Origin of the sequence: Colwellia sp. KU-HH00111, from assembly GCF_040362745.1 — a bacterium.
Lineage (GTDB): Bacteria > Pseudomonadota > Gammaproteobacteria > Enterobacterales > Alteromonadaceae > Colwellia.
Window position 1 is genome coordinate 128,773 of the sequence record NZ_BAABWO010000001.1, and the last position, 23,098, is coordinate 151,870.

Sequence of the window (23,098 nt, forward strand, 5' to 3'; positions counted from 1 at the left end):
TGATATTAATGCAAAGGGCTTAGTTGATATCTAAACTTCAAAGCCAAATGGGTCATCTAAGGAATAAGATGGCTCGGTAAACCAAACAGGGCCGTTTTCGCCCATATAGAAATGATCTTCTAATCGAATGCCAAATTTCCCTGGAATCACTAGCATTGGCTCATTACTAAACACCATACCAGTTTCAAGTGGGGTTTGGTTACCACGTAACAAATAGGGCCATTCATGAATATCTAGACCACAGCCATGGCCGGTTCTATGTGGTAATCCTGGCAGTTGATAATCAGGGCCATAACCATGTTCACAAATAACAGCACGAGCGCCATCATCAACTGCTGAGCAAGGGGCGCCTAATTTAGCCGCGGTAAAACCAGCTGCTTGGGCGTCTTTTTCAACTTGCCAAGCAACACGTTGTTCTTCAGTTGCATGTCCAAAAGCGTAAGTGCGAGTGATATCAGAATTATAGCCTTGTAATAAGCAGCCAGTATCAATGAGCACCCAGTCATTATCTTGTAATATTTGAGGTTCTTTAACACCATGAGGGAAGGATGTTGCTAAGCCAAATAACACAATACAAAATGAAGAGCCTGAAGCACCAACACGTTTATGTGCTTCATTAATAAAATGGGTGACCTCTGTAGTGCTAATGCCAGGACGCAAAATACGAGCGGCAGCTTTATGAACTTCAAGGGTCATATTTTTTGCACGTTGCATCAAAGCAATTTCTGTAGCAGACTTTATTTGACGACAAGGCGCGGAAATATTAGCACCATTGGTAAAGTTGAGGGTTGGAGCCGCTTGACGTAATCCATCAAAAACAAAAAAAGCCGTAGATTCGTCAATAGCAACTTTACCTTGGGTTATATCGAGTCTGTGTAAAATGTTGGCAAATAGCTGATAAGGATTTTCATCTTCATGCCAACCATTGTAATTGCCTGTTATTAACATGTTCTCTCGTAATGAGCCTTCTTCAAAATGCGGAGCAATAAACTCAAGGTCACCGTCGGCAGGTAAAATAGCGCCGACCATACGTTCACTCTTATACCATTTCAAACCGGTAAAATAATGCAAGTTAGTCCCTGCATCTAGATACATGGCTTTAATACCTTGGTTTCGCATTAGTTGTTGAGCTTTTTTTATACGGGCGTGGAATTCTGAGAGACTGATTATATTAATATCAGTAGTCATATCTGTTAATTTATTAAGCTCAATTTCGATTGTTGAGCCACCGACACCAATAGTCATAGTTAAACCTTAAATTGCATACAATATATTATGCATGATAACAAAGGTTATATTGATGTACAACCAGGCTGTTATACTGTAATTTAATACAGTAATTTAATGCAATGATTATAACCAAAGATGAAAAAGTAATGGATTTATTTGAAACAATACTGGCTGAGCCTATTAATATTTTGCCAAGTGATGGTGAAGTTCATTATCACGGTGAAATATTGAAGTATCAGGAGTCTGACTATTATTATAATAGCCTGCTAAATGAAGTGGAGTGGCGTTGCGATCAAGCTATTATTTTTGGTAAAAAAATCAAAACCAAAAGGAAAGTGGCTTGGTACGCTGAGCAAGCATTTGAATATACATACTCCAATGTAACGAAGCGCGCTTTACCTTGGACACCAAGCATATTAGCGTTAAAGGCTAAGGTGGAGCAGCACACGGGGGAAAGCTTTAATTCTTGCTTACTTAATTTATACCATACCGGTGAAGAGGCAATGGCTTGGCATAGTGATGGTGAAGCGGATCTGAAAAAAAATGGGGCTATTGCCTCATTAAGTTTGGGAGCAACCCGAAAATTTGCCTTTAAGCACAAGCAAAGTAAGCAGGTGATTGACCTATTACTAAAACCTGGCAGCTTACTGGTAATGAAAGGAGTGACTCAGCAATATTGGCTGCATCGTTTACCTCCCACAAAAAAAATACACCAAGCAAGGATTAATTTAACGTTTAGAACGATTGAGACAAAGCCTAGGGGGAATGGCTCATAGCCATTTCAAAAATGAATATCTCGTTTTAGTCTGTAATATTCTCTATCTTGAGGTGGCTTGGGTATAAATTAGCAATACAGTAGATTTGTGCGATAATTATCTAATAACGATGAACCGAGTTAAAAGGAAAAATATGCGCTTAATATTGATTTTGATACTAAGTATGATGATTACTGCTCCTGTTAAGGCTAAAACACTTTGGTCAGATTTTAGCGTCAGTTACTTAACTGGTAATGATTATGAGGTAGGCGATAGTGATCGAGAGGTTGCAACGTTTGAATACGCTAGCGGAACAACATGGGGTGATAATTTTTTATTTTTTGATCGATTAGAGTCGGCAAATGGCGATGTTTCTACCTATGGAGAATTTTCACCTAGATTTAAAATTGCCGATCTTGAAAACTCCGTCGTTGAAAGCTTATTTATTGCCTCTACTGTGGAAGTAGGGCCAAAAACCAATTATTTACTTGGGGTTGGCACAAACCTTAACCTGCCAATATTTAAATACTTTAAGGTTAATCTGTATTATAAAAATAACGGCGAGGGGGATGCGAATTACCAAACAACAATTGCTTGGGCATTGCCTTTAGGGCCGCTGTTTTATGATGGTTTTATTGATTACGCCACGGGTGTTGATAATACAGCATCGGGTGATACCAAGGCTCAAATGAATATGACTTCTCAATTGAAATATGATCTTGCCCCATTATTTGATATGACCACTAAACTATATGTAGGTATAGAATATGTTTTCTGGGTAAATAAATTTGGTATTGATGGGGTTGATGAAAAAAATGCAAATTTATTGGTTAAATATCATTTTTAAAACATCTATTGAGTGCTAAGAAAGTAAAACGTTTAAGCAATACCAAAAGAACTAACCCGTTTGGTATTGCTTGTTATTTGAGCGTAGCTCGTTAGATATGAACATTTTCTTCATCGAACTTGATTGGTACACCCTTAATATCAGCTTTCTCAACTAATGATTGAATGTATGCTTGAATAGCAAGGTGTGATGCGCCGTTAATTAAGTAACTACGAACTTTATCACTGACCATATTGTAATCAAGCTGCTTACCATCAATTTTACGATTGATATTTACTACATGAAAACCATAACGCGATTCAATCGCTTTATCACTAATGCCCTCTGATAACAGCATCAGTTGACGTTCAAATTCAGGTACAGTTTGACCTTTGCTTAATTGGCCAAGGTTGCCGCCACTTTCTTTAGAAGGACAAGCTGAGTATTCTAGTGCGAGCGCAGCGAAGCTAGACGGCTCATTATGCTTTTGCTCTTGTAATAATTGTGAAATAATCACGTCAGCATTATGCTTGGCAGCATCGCGGCCTTCAATGTCGTCTTTGGCTGCAGCAAGTAAAATATGATCTACTTCCATTAACGGCATTGTCATAAATTTTTCTTTATTGTTCTCATAATAACGTTGACAAATATCATCGTTAGGGGCGTCGTAGCTGATATTATTTTCAACTACTTTTTGTACCGCTTCTTCTTCGTTGCTCAGGTCTATGCCTTGCTTCTTCGCTTCATTTACCAACAATTGACGTATAACTAACGCTTGGCCGGCTTGTTGTACTACAACCGCAAAGTTTTCATTAGGGTGATACTGTAATTCATTAGCTAAGTCTTTTTCTGGAATAGCAACGCCATCAACGGTTATTTGTGGCAATGAATCTTTAGAAGGGGTTGTTGGTTCTTGAGTTCCGCAAGCGCTGCTCATAATGTTTCTCTTTATTGAATTGTTGTTAAAACCTATATTAACTTAAATGATAAGCGGCTATATAGATTGTCATTTAAACGTGACACAACAATGTGAATTGAATTGTTAAATTAATATGGGTAAATAACCTGAAAACAAGTGACTTAACTATATATATTTTGTGAGTGTTAAAAGAAATGGCGATTTTTACTAAATAAAAATCGCCATTTAAGTATGTTGTTATGCAATTAGATAACTAACCGTTAACTTGTATTATCTTTGACGTACTATTTGGTAATTTCTTGCGAAATACTTCACAGGTACGCTGATCACATGCACTAAACGAGTGAAAGGGAATACTAATAACATAGTTAAACCAAGAAACACGTGTAGTTTGTAAATAATACCAACAGTGACCATAGCTTCTGCTGCGGCAACACCTTGTAAAGTCACAATGCTTTGTGCCCAGTCACCTAACAATACCATTACGCTACCGTCTAAGTGGCTCATTGAAGCAAAGATTGTCATTAAACCTAGTAATAATTGCACTAGCAATAATACTAAGATAAAGATATCTGATGTTTTAGATACCGCACGAACACGTGGGTTAGTTAAGCGACGCTTAAGTAACATCACTAGGCCGATTAAACATAACACACCAAAGAAACCACCACTTACCATTGCTAATAATTGCTTGTTAGCAGTAGAGATAAATGAATGATAAATCGCATGCGGCGTTAATAAACCAACAAAGTGACCACAAAGTACAAAGATAATACCTACGTGGAATAAGTTACTCGCTAGGCGGAAACCTTTTTGATCTAATAGTTGGCTAGAATCGGCTTTCCAAGAATACGGTTCGCGATCATATCTGATCCAAGAACCGATGAAAAGCACGGCAATAGCAATGTAGGGATAAATCCCAAATAGTAAAAAATTTAAATTTGACATAATATTTCTTCCTTACAGTCCTTGCACTTGTGCAGCATCTGCATCGTGCCATTTAATCGGTACTTGATGAACAGTATTTGGATCGAGTGAATGTTGAGATTGTTGCATACCTGATGCCGATGAGCAGTCGCCTACCATAGGGTCATCAAAACGTATTTCTTTATCTTCCCATTCTTTATCAATCACTTCGGCAGTGTCGTCACGCTCTTCTGCTTTTACTGATTCAGCTATTTCTGTTCGTTGTTCAAGGTCAATTTCTTGGCCTGAAATTTCGATCAATGAATCAAAAATAACAGAGTAATAACATTCTCTGTCGATTAAACGCTCTGACAGCATGGCTAGTAAGTGACAAATATCGCCAAGCCATTCTTCAACAAACTCAGGCGATTGTTCACTTAAAAATTCCAAATAAAGCGGAATGTAATCAGGTAGTTGAGATGAATTGACTTCAAAACCGTTAGTTTTATAAACATTCATTAAATCTACCATTGCTTGACCACGGTCACGAGATTCGCCGTGTACGTGTTCAAACAACAATAGTGATAATGCACGGCCACGATCAAATAATAAATCGTAACTTTCTTGTGCATCAAAAATGTTTCTAGCGGTCAGTTGGTTGATAAAATCTACCAACTGACTACGGTTTTTTTCAGTCAATTCTGTTGTTTTCTCAACGATAGCAATTAGCTCATCCTTGGCAGAAAACATCTCTTCTGTTGGATAATCTAATAATCGCGAAATAACTTTAAGAATTAACATAACCCTCTCCTAACCTACATTGACGGTTTTAATAACGTCACGTTTAGCAACTTTTTTGCCACCAAACATATTAACGCCATTTTCACCATCGCTACAGCCGTTACCAAAAGTGAAACCACAACCAGATTTTTCGCCGTAAGCTTCTGGTACGTTCATTTCACGCTTACCTGAAGGAATAACGTATCTGTCTTCGTAGTTAGCAATCGCTAAATAACGATACATTTCATCCGCTTGTTTTTTAGATAAACCAGCATCTTCTAATACTTGAAGATCTTCAACACCTTCAACATTTTCAGCACGCTTGTAGGCACGCATCGCAAGTAAACGCTCTAATGCGCGCGCTACTGGCTCTTCGTCACCTGCAGTTAACAAGTTAGCTAAGTATTTAAGCGGAATACGTAAGCTGCGAATATCAGGAATAACACCTGCTTTACCAATTGTTGCTAAGTTACCTGATTCAACAGCACTATTAATAGGGCTAAGAGAAGGCACATACCAAACCATAGGAAGAGTACGGTACTCAGGGTGTAATGGTAATGCTAGTTTCCAATCAATGGCTAGTTTGTAAACTGGCGATTTTTGTGCTGATTCAATCACAGAGTCGGCAATACCATCTTTACGCGCTTGGGCAATGATTGCTGGATCATTTGGATCTAGGAATACTTCAAGTTGCTTCTCATAAAGATCAGTTTCTGATGGTGTTGAAGCCACCTCTTTGATTTTATCAGCATCATAAAGAATAACGCCCAAGTAACGAATACGACCAACACAGGTTTCAGAACAAACTGTAGGCATACCTGCTTCAATACGTGGGTAACAGAAAATACATTTTTCTGATTTACCTGATTTCCAGTTGTAGTAGATTTTCTTGTACGGACAACCAGAGATACACATTCTCCAACCACGACATTTTTCTTGGTCGATAAGAACGATACCGTCTTCTTCACGCTTATAGATAGCGCCAGATGGACAAGAAGCTACACACGCAGGGTTTAAACAATGTTCACATAAACGCGGTAAATACATCATGAATGTATTTTCGAATTCACCGTACATTTGTTTTTGAATGTTATCGAAGTTTTTGTCTTTTGAGCGTTTTTCAAACTCAGTACCAAGAATTTCTTCCCAGTTTGGACCCCATTCAATTTTTTCCATACGCTTACCAGAAATAACAGAGCGCGGACGAGCCGTTGGCTGATGTTTTACTTCTGGAGACGTATGTAAGTGTTGGTAATCATAATCGAATGGTTCATAGTAATCGTCAATTTCAGGCATATTTGGGTTAGCAAAAATGCTCGCTAATAAACGGTATTTACCACCAATTTTAGGCTCAATAGTACCGTCACCTTTACGGATCCAACCACCATTCCATTTGTCTTGGTTTTCCCATTCTTTCGGGTAACCAATACCTGGCTTAGTTTCAACATTGTTGAACCAAGCGTACTCAACGCCTTCACGTGACGTCCAAACGTTTTTACAAGTAATTGAACAAGTATGACACCCGATACACTTATCAAGGTTTAGAACCATACCTATTTGAGAACGAATTTTCATGTTCTACTCCTTAAGCTTCATCTGGGTTAGTTGGTAAAGGACGAGGTAATTTTTCAGTGTTGCCAGCTTCATAGCCATCATCATCTAACCAGTCAATCTTATCCATCTTACGAACAACAACCATTTCATCACGGTTACAACCTACAGTACCGTAGTAGTTGAAGCCCCATGCTTGTTGGGCATAACCACCAATCATATGCGTTGGCTTCATGATCACACGGGTAACTGAGTTATGGTGACCACCACGCGTACCAGTCATTTCACTGCCCGGCACGTTAACGATACGCTCTTGTGCATGATACATCATGGTCATGCCTTTCATTACACGTTGTGACACTACAACACGACAAGCAATAGCACCGTTAGCGTTGAATACTTCAACCCAATCGTTATCTTCGATACCAGCATCTTTAGCATCATCTTCACTCATCCAAATAATTGGGCCACCACGAGATAGGGTAAGCATTAATAAGTTGTCTGAGTAAGTTGAGTGAATACCCCATTTTTGATGTGGAGTGATCCAGTTCAAGGTGATCTCTTTATTGCCGTTTGGCTTAGAGTCTTTAATCGCCTGTGTTGTTTTGGTATCAACAGGTGGACGGTAAGACATTAATTGCTCACCAAAAGCTTGCATCCACTTGTGATCTTGATAGAACTGTTGACGACCCGTTAACGTTCTCCATGGCACAAGTTCATGGACGTTAGTGTAACCTGCGGTGTAACTAACATGCTCATCTTCTAAACCAGACCAAGTTGGTGAAGAAATAATCTTACGCGGCTGTGCTTGAATATCACGGAAACGGATTTTCTCTTCTTGCTTAGGTAGTGCTAAGTGCGTATGGTCACGACCAGTAAATTCACTTAACGCAGCCCATGCCTTAACCGCTACTTGACCATTAGTTTCTGGTGCAAAAGTTAAGATAGTTTCAGCCGCATCAATGGCCGTTTCAATAATTGGACGACCTTCGCTGATACCTTCTTCTGTATTGCGGTGGTTTAAATCACCTAACAATAAGATTTCATCATCAGTATTCCAGTTGATACCTTTACCGCCATTACCTAATTTATCAAGTAATGGACCTAAAGAAGTGAACTTCTTGTATGTGTTCGGGTAATCACGCTCAACAACAACCATGTTCGGTGCTGTTTCACCTGGAATTAAGTCACATTCGCCTTTTTTCCAGTCTTTAACATCAAATGGTTGTGCTAATTCACCTTCAGTATCATGTAACATAGGGATAGTAACAAAATCTGTTTCTTCGCCTAAATGACCCACACAAACTTCAGAGAATTTCTTGGCGATGCCTTTGTAAATTTCCCAATCTGATTTCGCTTCCCACGCAGGATCAACAGCTGTTGATAATGGGTGAATAAATGGATGCATATCAGAGGTGTTTAAATCATCTTTTTCATACCAACAAGCCGTTGGTAAGATAATGTCAGAGTACATACACGTAGAAGACATACGGAAATCTAACGTTGTTACTAGGTCTAATTTACCTGTAGCAGCATTATCAACCCATTCAGCTTCTTTTGGTTTTATGCCGCCGTGAGCGCCATTATCCTCATTCAATACACTTTCTCTTTCAGCACCTAAAAGGTACTTAAGCATGTATTCATGACCTTTACCTGATGAACCAAGTAAGTTTGAACGCCAGATAAACATATTACGCGGGAAGTTTTCTGGTGCATCTGGTGCTTCACAAGCAAACTTGATGTCACCTGATTTAAGCTGTTGAACAGCAAAATCTTTTGCTTCCATACCAGCGGCTTTTGCATCTTTAGTTAACTGAAGCGGGTTCATGTTAATTTGCGGTGCTGAAGGTAACCAACCCATGCGCTCTGCACGGATGTTGTAATCAAGCTGATGCTCGTCAAAGTCGTTTTTGTTAGCAAGAGGAGACAATACTTCATGCATACTTACTTTTTCATGACGCCATTGTGAAGAATGGTTGTAGAAGAAAGAAGTACCATTCATTTGACGTGGCGGCTTAGACCAATCCAAACCAAATGCTAGTGGTTGCCAACCTGTTTGAGGGCGTAATTTTTCTTGACCAACATAATGTGACCAACCACCACCTGATTGACCAACACAACCACACATCATAACCATATTGATCAGGCCACGATAGTTCATGTCCATGTGATACCAATGGTTCATTGCCGCTCCGACAATAATCATTGATTTACCTTTGGTTTTGTCAGCAGTGTCAGCGAATTCACGGGCAATTTTAATTACTTTTGAGCGATCAAGCCCTGTAATTTTTTCTTGCCATGCTGGTGTACCTGGAATGTCATCATCGTAACTAGTCGCAACATTACCGCCACCTAAACCACGGTCAATACCATAGTTAGCCATCATTAAATCGTAAACAGTCGCTACTAAGTATTCTTTACCATCAGCACCAGTAATAGTTTTACTTGGCACGTTACGAACTTGAATTTCTTCTTGATCACAACCTGTCCACGCACTGTTAGTGTTGTTTGCCGCAAAGTGAGGGAAAGCAACAGGCGTTACATCGCCGCCAATTTGAGACAATTGAAGTTTAGTTTCAGCGCCAGTTTTACCGTCACGCTCTTCAATGTTCCACTTGCCTTTTTCACCCCAACGGTAACCGATAGAGCCTTGTGGAGAAACTAATTCATTTGAGTTTTCATCAAAGGCAATGGTTTTCCATTCTGGATTATTTTCTTGGCCTAAATCACCTGCTAGATCACTAGCACGCAAGAAACGTGTAGTTGCAAATGAGTTATCGTCATGTTTTTCTAATACCACTAACATAGGGAAGTCGGTATATTGACGAACATAACTAGTGAAGTATTCACTTGGTTTTTCTAAATGGAACTCTTTCAAAATAACGTGGCCAAAGGCCATGCCTAACGCTGCATCAGTACCCTGTTTAGGGTTTAACCATTCATCAGTAAGTTTTGACACTTCTGCATAATCTGGTGTGATTGAAACAGTTTTAGCACCTTTATAACGAACTTCTGTAAAGAAATGCGCATCAGGTGTACGAGTTTGAGGAATATTAGAACCCCAAGCAATGATATAGTTTGAGTTATACCAATCAGCAGATTCAGGCACATCTGTTTGCTCACCCCAAACCATTGGAGATGCTGGTGGTAAATCACAATACCAATCGTAGAAGCTTAAACATACACCACCGATTAGTGACAAGTAACGAGCACCTGCCGCATAAGAAACCATTGACATCGCTGGAATTGGCGAGAAGCCAATAACACGGTCAGGACCAAAGGTTTTAGTGGTATAAACGTTTGCCGCTGCAATAATTTCGTTTACTTCTTCCCATGAAGAACGCACGAATCCACCTAAACCACGTTTAGACTTGTATGATTTAGTTTTTGCTTCATCAGAAACAATTGAGCCCCACGCATCAACTGGATCTTGAGTTGCACGCGCTGCACGCCATAATTTTAATAAAGGCTTACGTACTTTAGGGTATTTTAAACGGTTAGCGCTGTATAAATACCAAGAGTAACTTGCACCACGAGGACAGCCGCGTGGTTCATGGTTAGGTAAGTCAGGGCGAGTACGTGGGTAATCAGTTTGCTGAGTTTCCCAAGTGACCAAACCATTTTTTACGTAAATTTTCCAAGAACAAGAACCCGTACAGTTTACCCCGTGGGTAGAACGTACGATTTTGTCGTGTTGCCAGCGTTGACGATAGCTGTTTTCCCATTCACGATTTTCATTGGTAGTATCACCATGACCATCGCTGAATTCGCCTGTTTTCTTTTTTAAGAATTGTAAGCGATCAAGAAAGTTACTCATCTTTTTTCTCCGTTGAAGTGATACCTATACTCTTAATGTGTGCTCTCAAGCATAGGTACAACCGATTATGAAATTTTATAATAGTATAAAAATGCGGTTTACCATAAAGTGTCAGACATCATACCGGTAAACCAAAACTGAGAGTTGACCTGAATCAACTCTCAACAATAAACCCTAAAAAAATTATGGGTTTTGATGTTCTGCGCCTGGACGTAAATAAAACCACCAGTTAATGCCAATACAAACCGCGTAGAAAATAGCAAAACCAATTAACGCATTTTCTGGTGTGGTTAGTTTGATTTGCTCACCTAATACTTTCGGAATATAAAAAGCGCCATATGCGGCTACTGCTGAAGTCCAACCTAGTACAGGTCCGGCTTGCTCTTTGTTAAATACCATTGAAACAGTACGGAAAGTTGAACCGTTACCAATACCTGTAGCTGCAAATAAGAATAGGAATAAAATAAAGAATTGTACAAAATATTCTTCAGGGGTTGCACTGGCGTATGCTGCTTTCATGTAATAAGCAACACCTAACGCGCTCACTACCATGACAGCTGAACAGTATTGAGTTACTTTAGCGCCGCCCATTTTATCTGCCATCCAACCACCTACAGGGCGAATTAAAGCACCGATAAAGGCTCCCATCCAGGCAAACATTAATGCACTAGGACCGTTAGCATTTACTGTATCATGAGTCATTACACCATCAACCATAATATGTTGGTAACCGAAAATAACTTTGATAGAAAGCGGGAACGCCGCAGCAAAACCGATGAAAGAACCAAACGTCATGGTATAAATAATACTCATTACCCAAGTATGTGGGTTATTAAATATTTTATATTGACGATCCAGGTTTTGACGGATTTTGCCAGGTAAAAACTTCAGTAGCATTACAGTAGCGCCAACAACACCTACTAATACCATTTCTTTAGGAACACCAAAACCAGAGCCATTAACTTTTTCTGGTAAAATCAACCATAAACCAACGATTGCTGTACCAAAACCTATTAATAACATCGCAGAGATAATGCCGAATGAAATCACTGGATTAGGTAAATCAGGTGTCACATGTTCAGCTTTGATATTATTCATACCGAACCAGCCAAAAATAGCTAAAGGTATTAATAAGAATAACCAAACATAGCCAGCATTGAATATCCAAGCATCTGAACCTGCAGGAATTTTACCAATTAGCGTTCCTGAAGTATTTACTAAGGTCATCGGCTCACCACCAAATAAACCAAAGGTCATAACTAGTGGCACTAAAATTTGCATGGTTGTCACACCAAAGTTACCTAAACCAGCATTTAAACCAAGTGCTAAACCTTGCTGTTTTTTCGGGTAAAAGAAAGAAATATTTGACATTGAGGAAGCGAAGTTACCACCACCAAAGCCAGATAAAAGCGCTAGACCTTGAAACACCCATAAAGGGGTATTCATATCTTGTAACGCAATACCGGTACCAATAGCGGGAAGCATTAATAATGCGGTGGTAAATACGATAGTGTTACGACCACCACACATGCGAATAAAGAAGCTACTGGGAATACGCAGCGTTGCACCAGTTAAACCAGAAATTGCCATTAAGGTGAATAATTCTGATTTTTCAAAAGGAAAACCTAAGTTTAACATTTGAACGGTGATGATGCCCCAGTATAGCCATACCGCGAAACCACATAATAGGCTAGGGATAGAGAGCCAAAGATTGCGGCTAGCAATCTTTTTACCTTCACTGTCCCAAAATTTGGGATCTTCTACGTCCCATTTTTGAATATCTGACATTGTCTACTCCAATTCATCAGTCATGTAATGCTTATTTCACCTTTGCTTGAGTCTTTCTTCAACGTTATTTGCTAAAGCGTAGTGTGAAACAACCAATTGTTGCGTTTAGTTTTCTAAAGCGTGTTTTAATTTTCTGACCGTAAAGTAACAAGCAGTTCATTAGATATAGTTGATCTGGATCAAGGTGCAAGTGCTAGTTGGTCTTGCTAAGGTACATTTGTACCACTTAAGTGGTAGTTTGTTTTTTGTTTTAACTTGTTGTTTTTGTGGGCTTTCTGTGTGTTTTTGTTCGAGAGGTAGTATATGCTGCAGCGCTTTAACTATTTGGTGGTAGTAATAGTAAATTTCTATTTTCTTGGGATAACGATAAAAAATTAGGTATGCTGCTTTTACTTGAAATTAATAAAAAGTAAATCATGGCAACAAACTCCCCAATCAACTCTAGTTCTTCGTTGATAGCACGCGCAGGACAAATAATGGCGGTTATCATTATGCTCGGCATAGTTAGCATGGTTTCTTCAATGTTAGTCACTGAAAGTCTTGATGGTGATGCGGCACAAATAAATAAAGCTGGGGCGCTGAGAATGCAAGCAGTGCGAATTTCTAGAGCTTATTTCGTCAATGACTACTCAGCGACTCAAAAGGTCAACGCCGAAATTGCTGTTTTTAATGAGCATCTAGCTGATTTGTTTAATAAGAATCAGCTAGATGATGAACAAGATACTGCTATAGCTAAGCAATATCAGAAAATTAAAACCTTATGGCAGACGTTAAGTCGTCACAGCTTACCGGTGAATAAAATGACATTAGCTCAGTCCATTAAACTCCTTGCTTCTTATGATAAATTTGTTTCTAAATTGGATGTTTTTGTTAGCTTGTTACAGCGTGAGTCTGAAAAAAAACTCGGTTATTTGCGGTTAATTCAAGAGGTCACCTTATTTTTAGTGATTGCCGTGTTAGGTTTTGTGTTAATTAAACTTCATCACACCTTAATTATGCCACTCAAACAATTAGTCAATGTTGCTGAGCAGCTCGGTAAAGGCAACTTTGATGTGAAAGCCAACTATAAACAAAATGATGAATTAGGGGTGTTAGCAAACACAATCGATCAGATGTCGTCAGAATTAAAACTCACTTATCAAGAGTATGAGCAAAGAGTTAGTGAGAAAACCTTAGCATTAACGCGCAGCAATCAATCCCTTGATATTCTATATCGCGCGGCACGAAATTTGGCAGGTTATACCTTATCTGAACAAGATAGCGCTTCGTTTCAAATAGACCACCAAATTATTGAAGAATTAGAGCAGTTGATAGGTGTTGGTAAGATTGCTGTTAAAATAAACAACATCAAAAACAACAGTTTAGCTGTAGATGTTTCGAGTAAAAACACCATAATTGATGATATTTGCTTTAATTATCATGAGTTCGTTTTAGAAAAGCAAGGACTACTCTTTGGTTATTTGCTTTGGGAGACACCAAAAAAAACAGTAGCTTATGGTTGGCAAAAACAAATACTTCAAGGTATGGCTGATATTATTGCAACAGCAATAGAACTTGATCAAAAAAGAAGCAGCGAAAAGCGGTTAGTGATTGTTGAAGAACGTGCCGTGATTGCTCGAGAGCTTCATGATTCATTAGCCCAGTCGTTATCTTATTTGAAAGTACAAATGAGTTTGTTAACGCGGAAAATGCAAAAACAATTGCCACAAGCACAGGTAGAAGAGACGATTGATGATATTAAAGCGGGCTTAAACAGTGCTTATTTACAACTGAGAGAATTATTGACTACATTTAGGTTGCAGTTAGATGATCCGTCAATCAAAAATGCTTTATCTGCGACTATCACAGAATTCACAGCAAAATGTCAGCATCCAATCGAATTTAATTATCAGCTACCGGATAACTATCTTAGCGCAAACCAAGAAATTCACCTGTTACAAATTATTCGAGAAGCACTTTCTAATATTCACCGTCACGCACAGGCAACGCTTGCCGGTGTTGAAATATCACTAAACAATAGCAAAATAAGTGTCAATATATGGGATAATGGCAAAGGTCTGCCTGAGCCAGTGACTAAGCGTGGACATTTTGGCATTAGTATTATGGCAGAGCGGGCAATGTCATTAGGAACAGAGATCCATTTGACGACTCGAGGTGAGTTAGGAACATTGGTAAGTTTTGAGTTTACCCATTAACGTTTAATTAGTTGGAAGCAATGTAATGAAGGTGTATTTATGAAAATAGCCAATATTTTATTAGTTGACGATCACCCTATGTTGCGTAAAGGTGTTGCTCAACTAATTTCATTAGAGGATAACCTCAATGTGGTAGGTGAAGTTAATTCAGGTGACGAAGCTATTATGTTTGCTATTAATAACACCCCTGATTTAATCCTGCTCGATCTTAATATGAAAGGGTTAAGCGGCATTGAAACATTGAGCGCATTAAAACGTGCGAACACCTGTGCTAAAGTGGTTATTTTTAGTGTCTCTGATAATGAAACGGATGTGTTGCAAGCGTTAAAATTCAATGCTGATGGCTATTTGTTAAAAGATAGCGAGCCGGAGGAGTTGATTGAAAAAATTAACCATGCCATAGCTGGGGAGTTTGTAATAAGTGAGCCGTTAACTCAAATACTGGCTAAATCGTTACGTCCACAAGTAAAAACCAACATAATGCAATCACTTACTCAACGAGAGTTAGAAAATTTAAAGCTCATTGCAAGCGGAAAAAGTAATAAAGAAATCGCTCGTAAACTTGGTATAACCGAGGCTACAGTAAAGGTGCATAATAAAAACTTGTTTAAAAAATTGGGCTTAAAGAGCCGTGTTGAAGCTGCAATGTGGGCAGTTGAACACAAAATTAGCTAAGGATCTAGCCGAGCGATTGTTAGCATTCTTGTGACTTTTGCCGCAAAACATCCTCAAAAGCCGCTAATCTTGCTCCAAAAAATTATGTTCAATAGCATGTTTTAATGATTTTTGTTGGCGCTCTGCTTGTAAAGCTAAGTACATGGCAATCATACACAAGGCTAACACTCCATATAACAGCATAAAACAGGCACTATATACGCCAATAAGATCAACGGCTAAACCAAACATTATCGGTAGGGTGCAGCCGCCTAATGCACCTAATGCAGCAATGACGCCACCGACACTGCCCATATGATTAGGATAATGATCGTAAACAATTTTATAAACGCTAGCTCGACCAATCCCTTGAGCAATACCAATAATAAAAATTAACAAGGTGAATAACCAAACATTGACTTCAAAAGAGATTTTTACATCTTTAGTCACACCATGAATGATCATGGTGGTCGGTGGATAACTTAAGAAAAACAAACAAACCATACAAATCCAGAAAGCACTCCAATTGACAGCTCTGGCGCCAAATTTATCAGAAAACCATCCTCCGACCGCTCTCACCATACTTGAACTAGTCACAAATAATAAGGTGAGTGCTAAAGCTTGTGTCAACGATAATTGATAGGCACCCATATAATAATGAGGCAGCCATAAAAGCAATGCTAAAAAAGAGCCAAAGACAAAATAATAATACAAGCCAAAGCGCCACACTTTTAAGTCTTTTAATGGGGCGAGATGAAAGGCAAGGTTGTCATTTTTCTTATCCTGGTAGTATTTGCCAATTTCAGGTGCAAATAGCCTAAAAATTATCGCCATAGTTAACATGCCTACACCATAAATAGGGCCGATTTCTTGCCAACCGTAAGCCTTAACAATAAAAGGCACTAGTACTAAGGTGATTGCAGCACCCGCATTGCCGGCACCAAAAACGCCTAAGGCAAAGCCTTGCTGCTTAGAATCAAACCAATCCGTGACATAGCGAATACCAATAGTGAATGACACACCACTTAAGCCTAAAACAAAGCCCAGTAAAATATACTCAGTAAACGTTTCAACGTAGGGTAGATAAAACAATGGGGGTACCGCTAGCAACATTTGCCAGAAGAGTAATTTTTTGCAAGAGACCTTTTCAGTTAAAAATCCGACAGGTACACGAAAAATAGCACCAGTAAAAATTGGTGCAGCAAGCAACAAACCAAATTCTGTTGAGGTGAGATTCAGGCTCGATTTTAGCTCTATGCCGAGGATAGAATATAGAGTCCATACTGAAAAACAGGCTGCAAAAGCTAATGTAGATAAGGATAACGCTCGGTAGGCGTGTTTTTGTTGTATTTCCATGTTTCTTCTTTGAGTGTGATTAATCGACGTTAGTTTTGTGGCGCTTTTAGTCATTAAAACAAATTTGATCAACATATTCCCTGTTTTTATTAGGGATATTTTAAATAACTTAGCTTTGTTGACATAAGTCAATAAAGCTAAGTTAGCAAAAGCGCAGAATAGCTCCATTATTTAACAAAATTTAAATTTAACTTAAGATGCGCATGATAGTTTTATATCAGTATGGCGCAGGAGTACTATAATGTCACATGAAGGTAAAATGAATCTGCTCAATTTTGCAGATCCTAAAATAAAAACGTTGCACGTTACTTGGTTTGCGTTTTTTTTAACATTTGTGGTCTGGTTTTCACATGCCCCTTTACTCGTCTTTATTAAAGAAGCTTTTGACTTATCGACGGCACAGGTAAAGGCATTATTAATTTTAAACGTAGCGTTAACCATTCCTGCACGGATAGTGGTTGGTATTTTGGTTGATAAGTTTGGACCTCGAAATATTTTCTCTGGCCTATTGATTATTGGATCATTTGTTTGTGTTGGTTTTGCAACCGCCAATAGCTTCGAACAACTGGCATTGTTTAGATTTTTACTTGGCTTTATTGGTGCTGGTTTCGTTATCGGTATTCGTCTAGTAGGCGAATGGTTTCCTGCTAAACAAGTAGGTGTTGCTGAAGGTATTTATGGTGGTTGGGGCAACTTTGGCTCAGCTGCGGGTGCAATGACTTTACCTACGCTTGCTTTATTATTTGGCGGCGATGATGGTTGGCGTTACGCTATTGGCTTAACGGGTGTTATTGCCGGTGTTTATGGTATTTTCTTCTACATGGTTGCCCGTAACACACCTAAAGGCTCAACCTATTTTAAACCTAAAAAATCAGGCGGTTTAGAAGTAACAAGTTGGAAAGACTTTTACTTTTACCTATTTATGAATATCCCAATGTATATTGCGTTAGGCGTGCTAGCATGGAAATTATCTCCCTCGGGCGTAAAGCTACTAACAACCGAAACAATGTATTTGATGTGGGTAGGCTTGGTAGTTTTATTTGCGGTACAGGTTCATTCAATTTGGCGTGTGAATAAAGAAAACTTAACTCATGGTGTTGCCGATATTGAAAAGTATGAATTTAAACAAGTGGCTATTCTAGATTTATCTTACTTTGTAACCTTTGGTTCTGAATTAGCGGTTGTTTCAATGTTGCCATTATTCTTTTTAGAAACATTTGAAGGTTTAAGTGCCGTGCAAGCAGGGATGTTAGCATCTGGTTTTGCCTTTATGAACCTTGTTGCTCGCCCAACAGGTGGTTGGTTTAGTGATAAATTTGGTCGCCGTAAATCTTTAATGATTTTAGTGGGTGGATTAGCTGTTGGTTATATGGTGCTGAGTCAAGTAACAGGCGCTTGGTTAATTCCAGTAGCGGTTATCGCAACTATGTGTTGTTCTTTCTTTGTACAAGCGGGTGAGGGGGCTGTGTTTGCGATTGTGCCGTTAGTTAAACGTCGTATGACAGGTCAAATTGCTGGAATGGCAGGGGCTTACGGTAATGTTGGTGCGGTAACCTATTTAACTGTGTTATCGTTTGTTGATTATTCTACCTTCTTTATGGTGATTGCGGCCTCTGCCGGGGTGATCTTCTTTGCTACTATGTTTTTAACTGAGCCTAAAGGGCATATGGCAGAAGTTAATGCCGATGGAACAGTAGAGTTAATCGACGTTAATTAAATTGCGCGTCATATTTGAAACCGCAACGGCGTTCATCTTCACTTTTTGTATCCATCACTTAGCTGACTAAGTTCAGGATACAAAAAGTTCGATAGCCTTGTTGTAATTCCAACTATTTAGCGCAATAGTCAGTCTTAAGCCTTTATTAAAAAATAAGAAACCATGTCAAAAACCAATCAGTTACAAGTTGATATCGCAAGTCATTCAATTCAAGGCTTAAAAGATAATAACGAAGACTCGGTTGGTTTTTTAGTGCCGCAAACTGTATCTGAACTTGAAAATAAAGGTATCGTCCTAGCGGTTGCCGATGGTGTGAGTAGTGCTGAAGCGGGTAAAGAAGCAAGTAAAACTGCAATTACTCGCTTTTTAAGTGATTATTATCAAACCCCTGATACATGGTCAGTTAAGCATGCGGGTCAAAAAATTCTCTCTAGTATCAACCTTACTTTGTTTAAACGCAGTCATGAATTTGTTAGCGAAGAGAAAGGCTATTTAACTACATTTACTGCATTAGTGATAAAATCACGTATTGCGCATTTTTTTCATGCAGGTGACAGTAGGGCTTACCTATTGCGTGATGGTGAATTAAAGCAACTCACTCGAGACCATGTTGCTAGTATTGGCTCAGGTCGCAGCTTTCTTGCACGCGCCATGGGTATGGATAACTCTATTCAAATTGATTATGGTCAGTTTGCCCTAGAAACTCAGGATATTATTTTAGTGACCTCTGATGGTATTCATGATTTTGTCGCTTTTGACGCCATTGCTAAATTGATATCGACAGAGCAAGCTTGCCAACAACGTATTGAAACCTTAGTTCAAGCTGCCTTAGCAAACGGTAGTGACGACAATATAAGTGGCTCTTTGTGTCAAATAGCGGCGTTGCCTAATGAAAGTCTAAATGACTACAACTCAAAGCTCACGCGTTTGCCTTTTCCTCCACCGCTTGACGAAGGCGTTATGCTTGATGGCTATAAAGTACTCAAAGAGCTGTTTGCTAGTAGCCGCAGTCAATTGTATTTGGTAGAAGATACTGACACTGGCGATAAAATGGTAATGAAAACCCCTTCCATTAATTTTGAAGATGATACCGGTTATATTGATAGATTTATTCAAGAAGAGTGGATCGGTAAACGTATTGACAGTGAATATGTGGTTAAAATTATTAATCAACAGCGGCCTCGCACTTGTTTGTATTACTTAATGGAATTTGTTCAAGGGATTTCATTGGAACAATGGATAGCAAACAACCCCTTTCCTAAACCGAAAGTCGCTTTTAATCTTGTTGAACAAATAGCAAAAGGTTTAGCCGCTTTTCATAAAATGGAAACTATTCATCAAGATCTAAAACCGGGTAACATCTTAATCGATCAATATAATCAAGTTAAAGTGGTTGATTTTGGTTCAGTATTTGTTGCGGGGCTTGCTGAAGTTTTTATTCCGTTAGAACATGAGGGGGTGTTAGGTACGGCCACCTATTCAGATCCCAAATATTTATTGGGAAAAAACACTGGTGTTCAGGGCGATTTATATGCTTTAGCAACAATTACTTATGAAATATTTACCGGAAAGCTTCCTTACGGTGACAAAATAGCAGAATGTCAAACGGCTTTTGAATATGATCGCCTTCGCTATGTTTCGGCAACTGTAGCAAACCCTGTTATCCCAATGTGGTTTGATCGCACCTTAGAGCGAGGGGTTAGTTTTGATCTGGAAAGGCGTTATACCAATATTGCCGAATTTATCCAAGATCTAAAAAAACCCAATCCTAGCTATTTGCTTGATGACCCTAAAGTAACTAAAAATAAATCTCAAGTGTTGTTTTGGCAGTTACTTTCGGGCTTTTGGATATTGATGCTGGTATTGGTTGTTGCGCTGTTTACTCAAGGGTAATGCCATTTCCAATTATCTGATGTAGGTTCGAATTTATTTCGGCAAACGGGCAACAAATTAGCCCCTACAGTGGCGTAAACTATTTTTTCTGTGAAATGAATAGGCAAGTTAATTTTTATTGTTAAATTTAGCTTTGAATTTATCTAAATTAATCAAAAACCAACAATTAAGCCCAACCATAAAGCCTACAAATGAAAATAATTGCAGCGTTAAATAAAACTCGTTACCTTGTGTTACTGGCCATATTAGTAACATAGGAATATCAGCAACAAAAACAGAGCCAAATACTATGGTGAAAAAGTTAACCATCTTCCTTCTTTTAATCATTCCCCAAAATTTACCACCGATGAAGAACATATAAATATAAGCAACGGGAATAGCTGCTAATGTTAAACCAAAAAATAGGCCAAGAAAATCTAACAGGCCACTGTCCATGTTGAAGCCAGGCACATCAGCAATATAGGCATAAAAGGCGAAAGCAAAAGGCGTAATCAATGGAGCGAGCGCTAGCGCTTTATTTTCTGTCATCAGTAAATACTCGTTTAGTAAATTAAGTTAAAGAGATTAGGTTAATGTACAGTATAGCCATCTTCTTCAATGAGCTTTTGTGCTTTTTCAATATCTAATTGCTCAATGGGTGCCGCTAAATAATAAGGCAGCTCAACAGCTTTATCGTTGAGCTTTAGCATTTTGCTTTCCAATAAACGGTCAATCACTGAGTCTAAGGTATCGTCTAAGCGTTCTGGCACTTGTGGGTATTGCTGACGCATAAAGTCAACTAATTGCCCAAGTGTGTGTTTACCATCGGCAAGTGAAATGACAATACCAAACCATTCTTCTAGTTTGGTGCTTTCTTGCGGGTTATTAATATCGGCCAAGGCGACTATGCCCGCTTTTCGAGTGAATACGACGGTACGATAAAAAAATTGTGATTTATCCAAAATAGCTCTCTGTCTTTATTATGTGTTTGCGATACCAGCGACTTTGTCATTGTGGCAACGTTCAATTGCCTAATTTTAGCATGAAATAAATGGCTAAACGCTGATCTAGATTAAATCGATGAAAAAAAGTTAGATTATAATAACAAGGATGAATATTAGCCTTCAACAGTATCGAATATCTGCGAAAATTATTTTTTTTGCATTGTTTCTATTCGCTCCCTTATTAAATATATTCCGCTTCGACCTTGATTTAGGTCACTTTATTATTTTTGGTCAAGCCTGGACTATCAGTATAGACTCTATTTTGCATGGAGGAGGAGATAGCCTTGATGCCGCTATTAAAATATTCTCTCGTGTTTTATTGCCCGGTATGGCTTTTGTGGCAGTTTCTGGCGTGCTTATTTGGAAATTTGGCCGTATTTACTGTGGCTGGTTATGTCCGCATTTCTCTGTAGTTGAACTCATTAACGATTTAATGCTGAAAAAACTGAATCGGGTCACTATTTGGGAAAAAGCTAATAAGCAAACCCACGGTTTACTGCCCAAGCTTATCGTCTTTGTTGCCGCGGTGAGCATGGCCTTTGTATGGGCTGTTGGCTTGTTAAGTTATTTGGTTGCTCCTTATGAACTATTAACTGGCTTGGTCAGTTTAGATTTAGGTTTTGGCTCTAGTCTTTTTATTGGCGTTGCAACACTGGTATTTACCGCCGATTTTATTTTTGCAAGACATGTTTTTTGTAAATACGGCTGTGCGTTGGGGCTATTTCAAAGCTTGATCTGGATGGCTAATAATAAAGCTATGGTAATAAAATTTGACCGGGCACGAGCGAAAGTATGCAGAGATTGTGAGTCGTACAATAAACATAAACCTTGTGATCAGGCATGTCCAATGCGTTTACCTACCCGCAATATGAAACGGGCAAAATTTACTTGTACTCAATGTGTACAATGCGTATCTGCATGTAATCAAGTACAAAAGGATAACCCTGAGGGAGGGTTGTTAAGTTGGGTAAATGGTGATGAAGCGATAGAAGTCGATAGACCGGCCAGTAAATACAAAGGTGAAACCATCCCTATTAAAAAAGTGAAATAATGCTATGGTAGATAGTACACACACAGTAACGAGCAACTTTAATATAGTAAGGAATTTAAAATGCGATCATTATTATTACTTTGTTTTTTTATTGCCTCAAGTAATGTATTTGCTAAAGAGGTGGTAGTTGAAATTTATAAGAAAAAATATATTCCTGCAGAAGTTACTATAGAGCAAGGAGATACGGTTGTTTGGAAAAACATAGAAAAACGTCAATATCATAATGTGTGGTTTAAACAACTTGATAAAGAAGAGCCGCAATACTTTTTTCCTGATGAAAGTTATCAGCGCCAGTTTGAGCAAATAGGTGCTTTTCCTTATGAATGCGGTCCTCATCCTCGGATGAAAGGTAAAGTGATTGTCGTTGACAAAAATCACTAAACGACATCAAAAAGCGTTAGCAGCATTTGCTTAATTTTCACTAACATCTTATCTTTAGAGTGTAATGCAAAGAGGGATGTCCTTATATTTTATAGGGTTATATAAGTTTTTTAAGTTGTGAGCCTTTTTTTGATATGGCTCAATATTAAGTTATATAACGACACATTTTTTTACATCTATCAAAAAAACTTGATTTCTATCAAGCCATCTTCTGCCTTACTTACGTTATTATCTCTTGGCTTTTACTAACATCAAGTAACTATTGAGTTAATATATAACACTAACGCATGAATATT

At 38.6% G+C, this 23,098-nt stretch carries 18 protein-coding genes; 8 read left to right on the plus strand and 10 right to left on the minus strand.

Going from position 1 to position 23,098, the window contains the following annotated elements; all coding sequences use genetic code 11:
* Positions 1 to 30: 30 nt before the first annotated feature.
* Positions 31 to 1,245: a M24 family metallopeptidase gene (locus ABXG98_RS00510; protein WP_353536723.1), complete on the minus strand. Its 1,215-nt coding sequence runs from the start codon at positions 1,243 to 1,245 to the stop codon at positions 31 to 33.
* Between the two features lie 104 nt (positions 1,246 to 1,349).
* Here ABXG98_RS00510 and ABXG98_RS00515 point away from each other — a divergent pair, with 104 nt between their 5' ends.
* Entirely contained in the window at positions 1,350 to 2,006 is a 657-nt protein-coding gene (locus ABXG98_RS00515) for an alpha-ketoglutarate-dependent dioxygenase AlkB family protein (RefSeq protein ID WP_353536724.1), read from the plus strand.
* Positions 2,007 to 2,139: 133 nt separating this feature from the next.
* Entirely contained in the window at positions 2,140 to 2,832 is a 693-nt protein-coding gene (locus ABXG98_RS00520; protein ID WP_353536725.1) for a nucleoside-binding protein, read from the plus strand.
* Positions 2,833 to 2,923: 91 nt separating this feature from the next.
* On the opposite strand, the gene ABXG98_RS00525 is transcribed toward ABXG98_RS00520, so the two are convergent.
* The 6 genes from ABXG98_RS00525 to ABXG98_RS00550 form a co-directional block, all read right to left on the minus strand.
* On the minus strand, positions 2,924 to 3,748 hold the full coding sequence (locus tag ABXG98_RS00525) for a peptidylprolyl isomerase (protein ID WP_353536726.1): 825 nt from the start codon (positions 3,746 to 3,748) through the stop codon (positions 2,924 to 2,926).
* Between the two features lie 252 nt (positions 3,749 to 4,000).
* Positions 4,001 to 4,678 carry a respiratory nitrate reductase subunit gamma gene (gene narI / locus ABXG98_RS00530; protein ID WP_353536727.1) on the minus strand — a complete coding sequence of 226 codons (678 nt, stop codon included), beginning with the start codon at positions 4,676 to 4,678 and terminating at the stop codon, positions 4,001 to 4,003.
* Positions 4,679 to 4,690: 12 nt separating this feature from the next.
* Positions 4,691 to 5,437: a nitrate reductase molybdenum cofactor assembly chaperone gene (gene narJ / locus ABXG98_RS00535; RefSeq protein ID WP_353536728.1), complete on the minus strand. Its 747-nt coding sequence runs from the start codon at positions 5,435 to 5,437 to the stop codon at positions 4,691 to 4,693.
* Positions 5,438 to 5,446: 9 nt separating this feature from the next.
* On the minus strand, positions 5,447 to 6,991 hold the full coding sequence (gene narH, locus ABXG98_RS00540; RefSeq protein WP_353536729.1) for a nitrate reductase subunit beta: 1,545 nt from the start codon (positions 6,989 to 6,991) through the stop codon (positions 5,447 to 5,449).
* A 10-nt stretch (positions 6,992 to 7,001) separates the two neighbouring features.
* Complete coding sequence (locus ABXG98_RS00545; protein WP_353536730.1) at positions 7,002 to 10,784, minus strand: nitrate reductase subunit alpha; 3,783 nt, start codon at positions 10,782 to 10,784, stop codon at positions 7,002 to 7,004.
* Between the two features lie 183 nt (positions 10,785 to 10,967).
* Positions 10,968 to 12,572: an MFS transporter gene (locus ABXG98_RS00550; protein ID WP_353536731.1), complete on the minus strand. Its 1,605-nt coding sequence runs from the start codon at positions 12,570 to 12,572 to the stop codon at positions 10,968 to 10,970.
* Between the two features lie 416 nt (positions 12,573 to 12,988).
* Here ABXG98_RS00550 and ABXG98_RS00555 point away from each other — a divergent pair, with 416 nt between their 5' ends.
* Together ABXG98_RS00555 and narL are read left to right on the plus strand one after the other, a co-directional pair.
* On the plus strand, positions 12,989 to 14,767 hold the full coding sequence (locus ABXG98_RS00555; RefSeq protein ID WP_353536732.1) for a histidine kinase: 1,779 nt from the start codon (positions 12,989 to 12,991) through the stop codon (positions 14,765 to 14,767).
* A 39-nt stretch (positions 14,768 to 14,806) separates the two neighbouring features.
* Complete coding sequence (narL, locus tag ABXG98_RS00560) at positions 14,807 to 15,442, plus strand: two-component system response regulator NarL (protein WP_353536733.1); 636 nt, start codon at positions 14,807 to 14,809, stop codon at positions 15,440 to 15,442.
* Positions 15,443 to 15,505: 63 nt separating this feature from the next.
* On the opposite strand, the gene ABXG98_RS00565 is transcribed toward narL, so the two are convergent.
* Complete coding sequence (locus tag ABXG98_RS00565; RefSeq protein WP_353536734.1) at positions 15,506 to 16,777, minus strand: MFS transporter; 1,272 nt, start codon at positions 16,775 to 16,777, stop codon at positions 15,506 to 15,508.
* A gap of 241 nt (positions 16,778 to 17,018) precedes the next feature.
* On the opposite strand from ABXG98_RS00565, the gene ABXG98_RS00570 reads away from it, so the two are divergent.
* A complete protein-coding gene (locus ABXG98_RS00570; RefSeq protein WP_353536735.1) occupies positions 17,019 to 18,494 on the plus strand; it encodes a NarK family nitrate/nitrite MFS transporter in 1,476 nt (491 codons plus the stop codon).
* 162 nt (positions 18,495 to 18,656) lie between these two features.
* A complete protein-coding gene (locus ABXG98_RS00575; RefSeq protein ID WP_353536736.1) occupies positions 18,657 to 20,387 on the plus strand; it encodes a bifunctional protein-serine/threonine kinase/phosphatase in 1,731 nt (576 codons plus the stop codon).
* 108 nt (positions 20,388 to 20,495) lie between these two features.
* On the opposite strand, the gene ABXG98_RS00580 is transcribed toward ABXG98_RS00575, so the two are convergent.
* Together ABXG98_RS00580 and ABXG98_RS00585 are read right to left on the minus strand one after the other, a co-directional pair.
* On the minus strand, positions 20,496 to 20,915 hold the full coding sequence (locus ABXG98_RS00580; protein WP_353536737.1) for a hypothetical protein: 420 nt from the start codon (positions 20,913 to 20,915) through the stop codon (positions 20,496 to 20,498).
* Positions 20,916 to 20,956: 41 nt separating this feature from the next.
* Positions 20,957 to 21,328, minus strand: coding sequence for a hypothetical protein (locus ABXG98_RS00585; protein ID WP_353536738.1), 372 nt, complete (start codon positions 21,326 to 21,328; stop codon positions 20,957 to 20,959).
* 148 nt (positions 21,329 to 21,476) lie between these two features.
* On the opposite strand from ABXG98_RS00585, the gene ABXG98_RS00590 reads away from it, so the two are divergent.
* Both ABXG98_RS00590 and ABXG98_RS00595 read left to right on the plus strand, forming a co-directional pair.
* A complete protein-coding gene (locus ABXG98_RS00590; RefSeq protein ID WP_353536739.1) occupies positions 21,477 to 22,421 on the plus strand; it encodes a 4Fe-4S binding protein in 945 nt (314 codons plus the stop codon).
* 60 nt (positions 22,422 to 22,481) lie between these two features.
* Positions 22,482 to 22,802 carry a plastocyanin/azurin family copper-binding protein gene (locus tag ABXG98_RS00595; protein WP_353536740.1) on the plus strand — a complete coding sequence of 107 codons (321 nt, stop codon included), beginning with the start codon at positions 22,482 to 22,484 and terminating at the stop codon, positions 22,800 to 22,802.
* Positions 22,803 to 23,098: the final 296 nt, after the last annotated feature.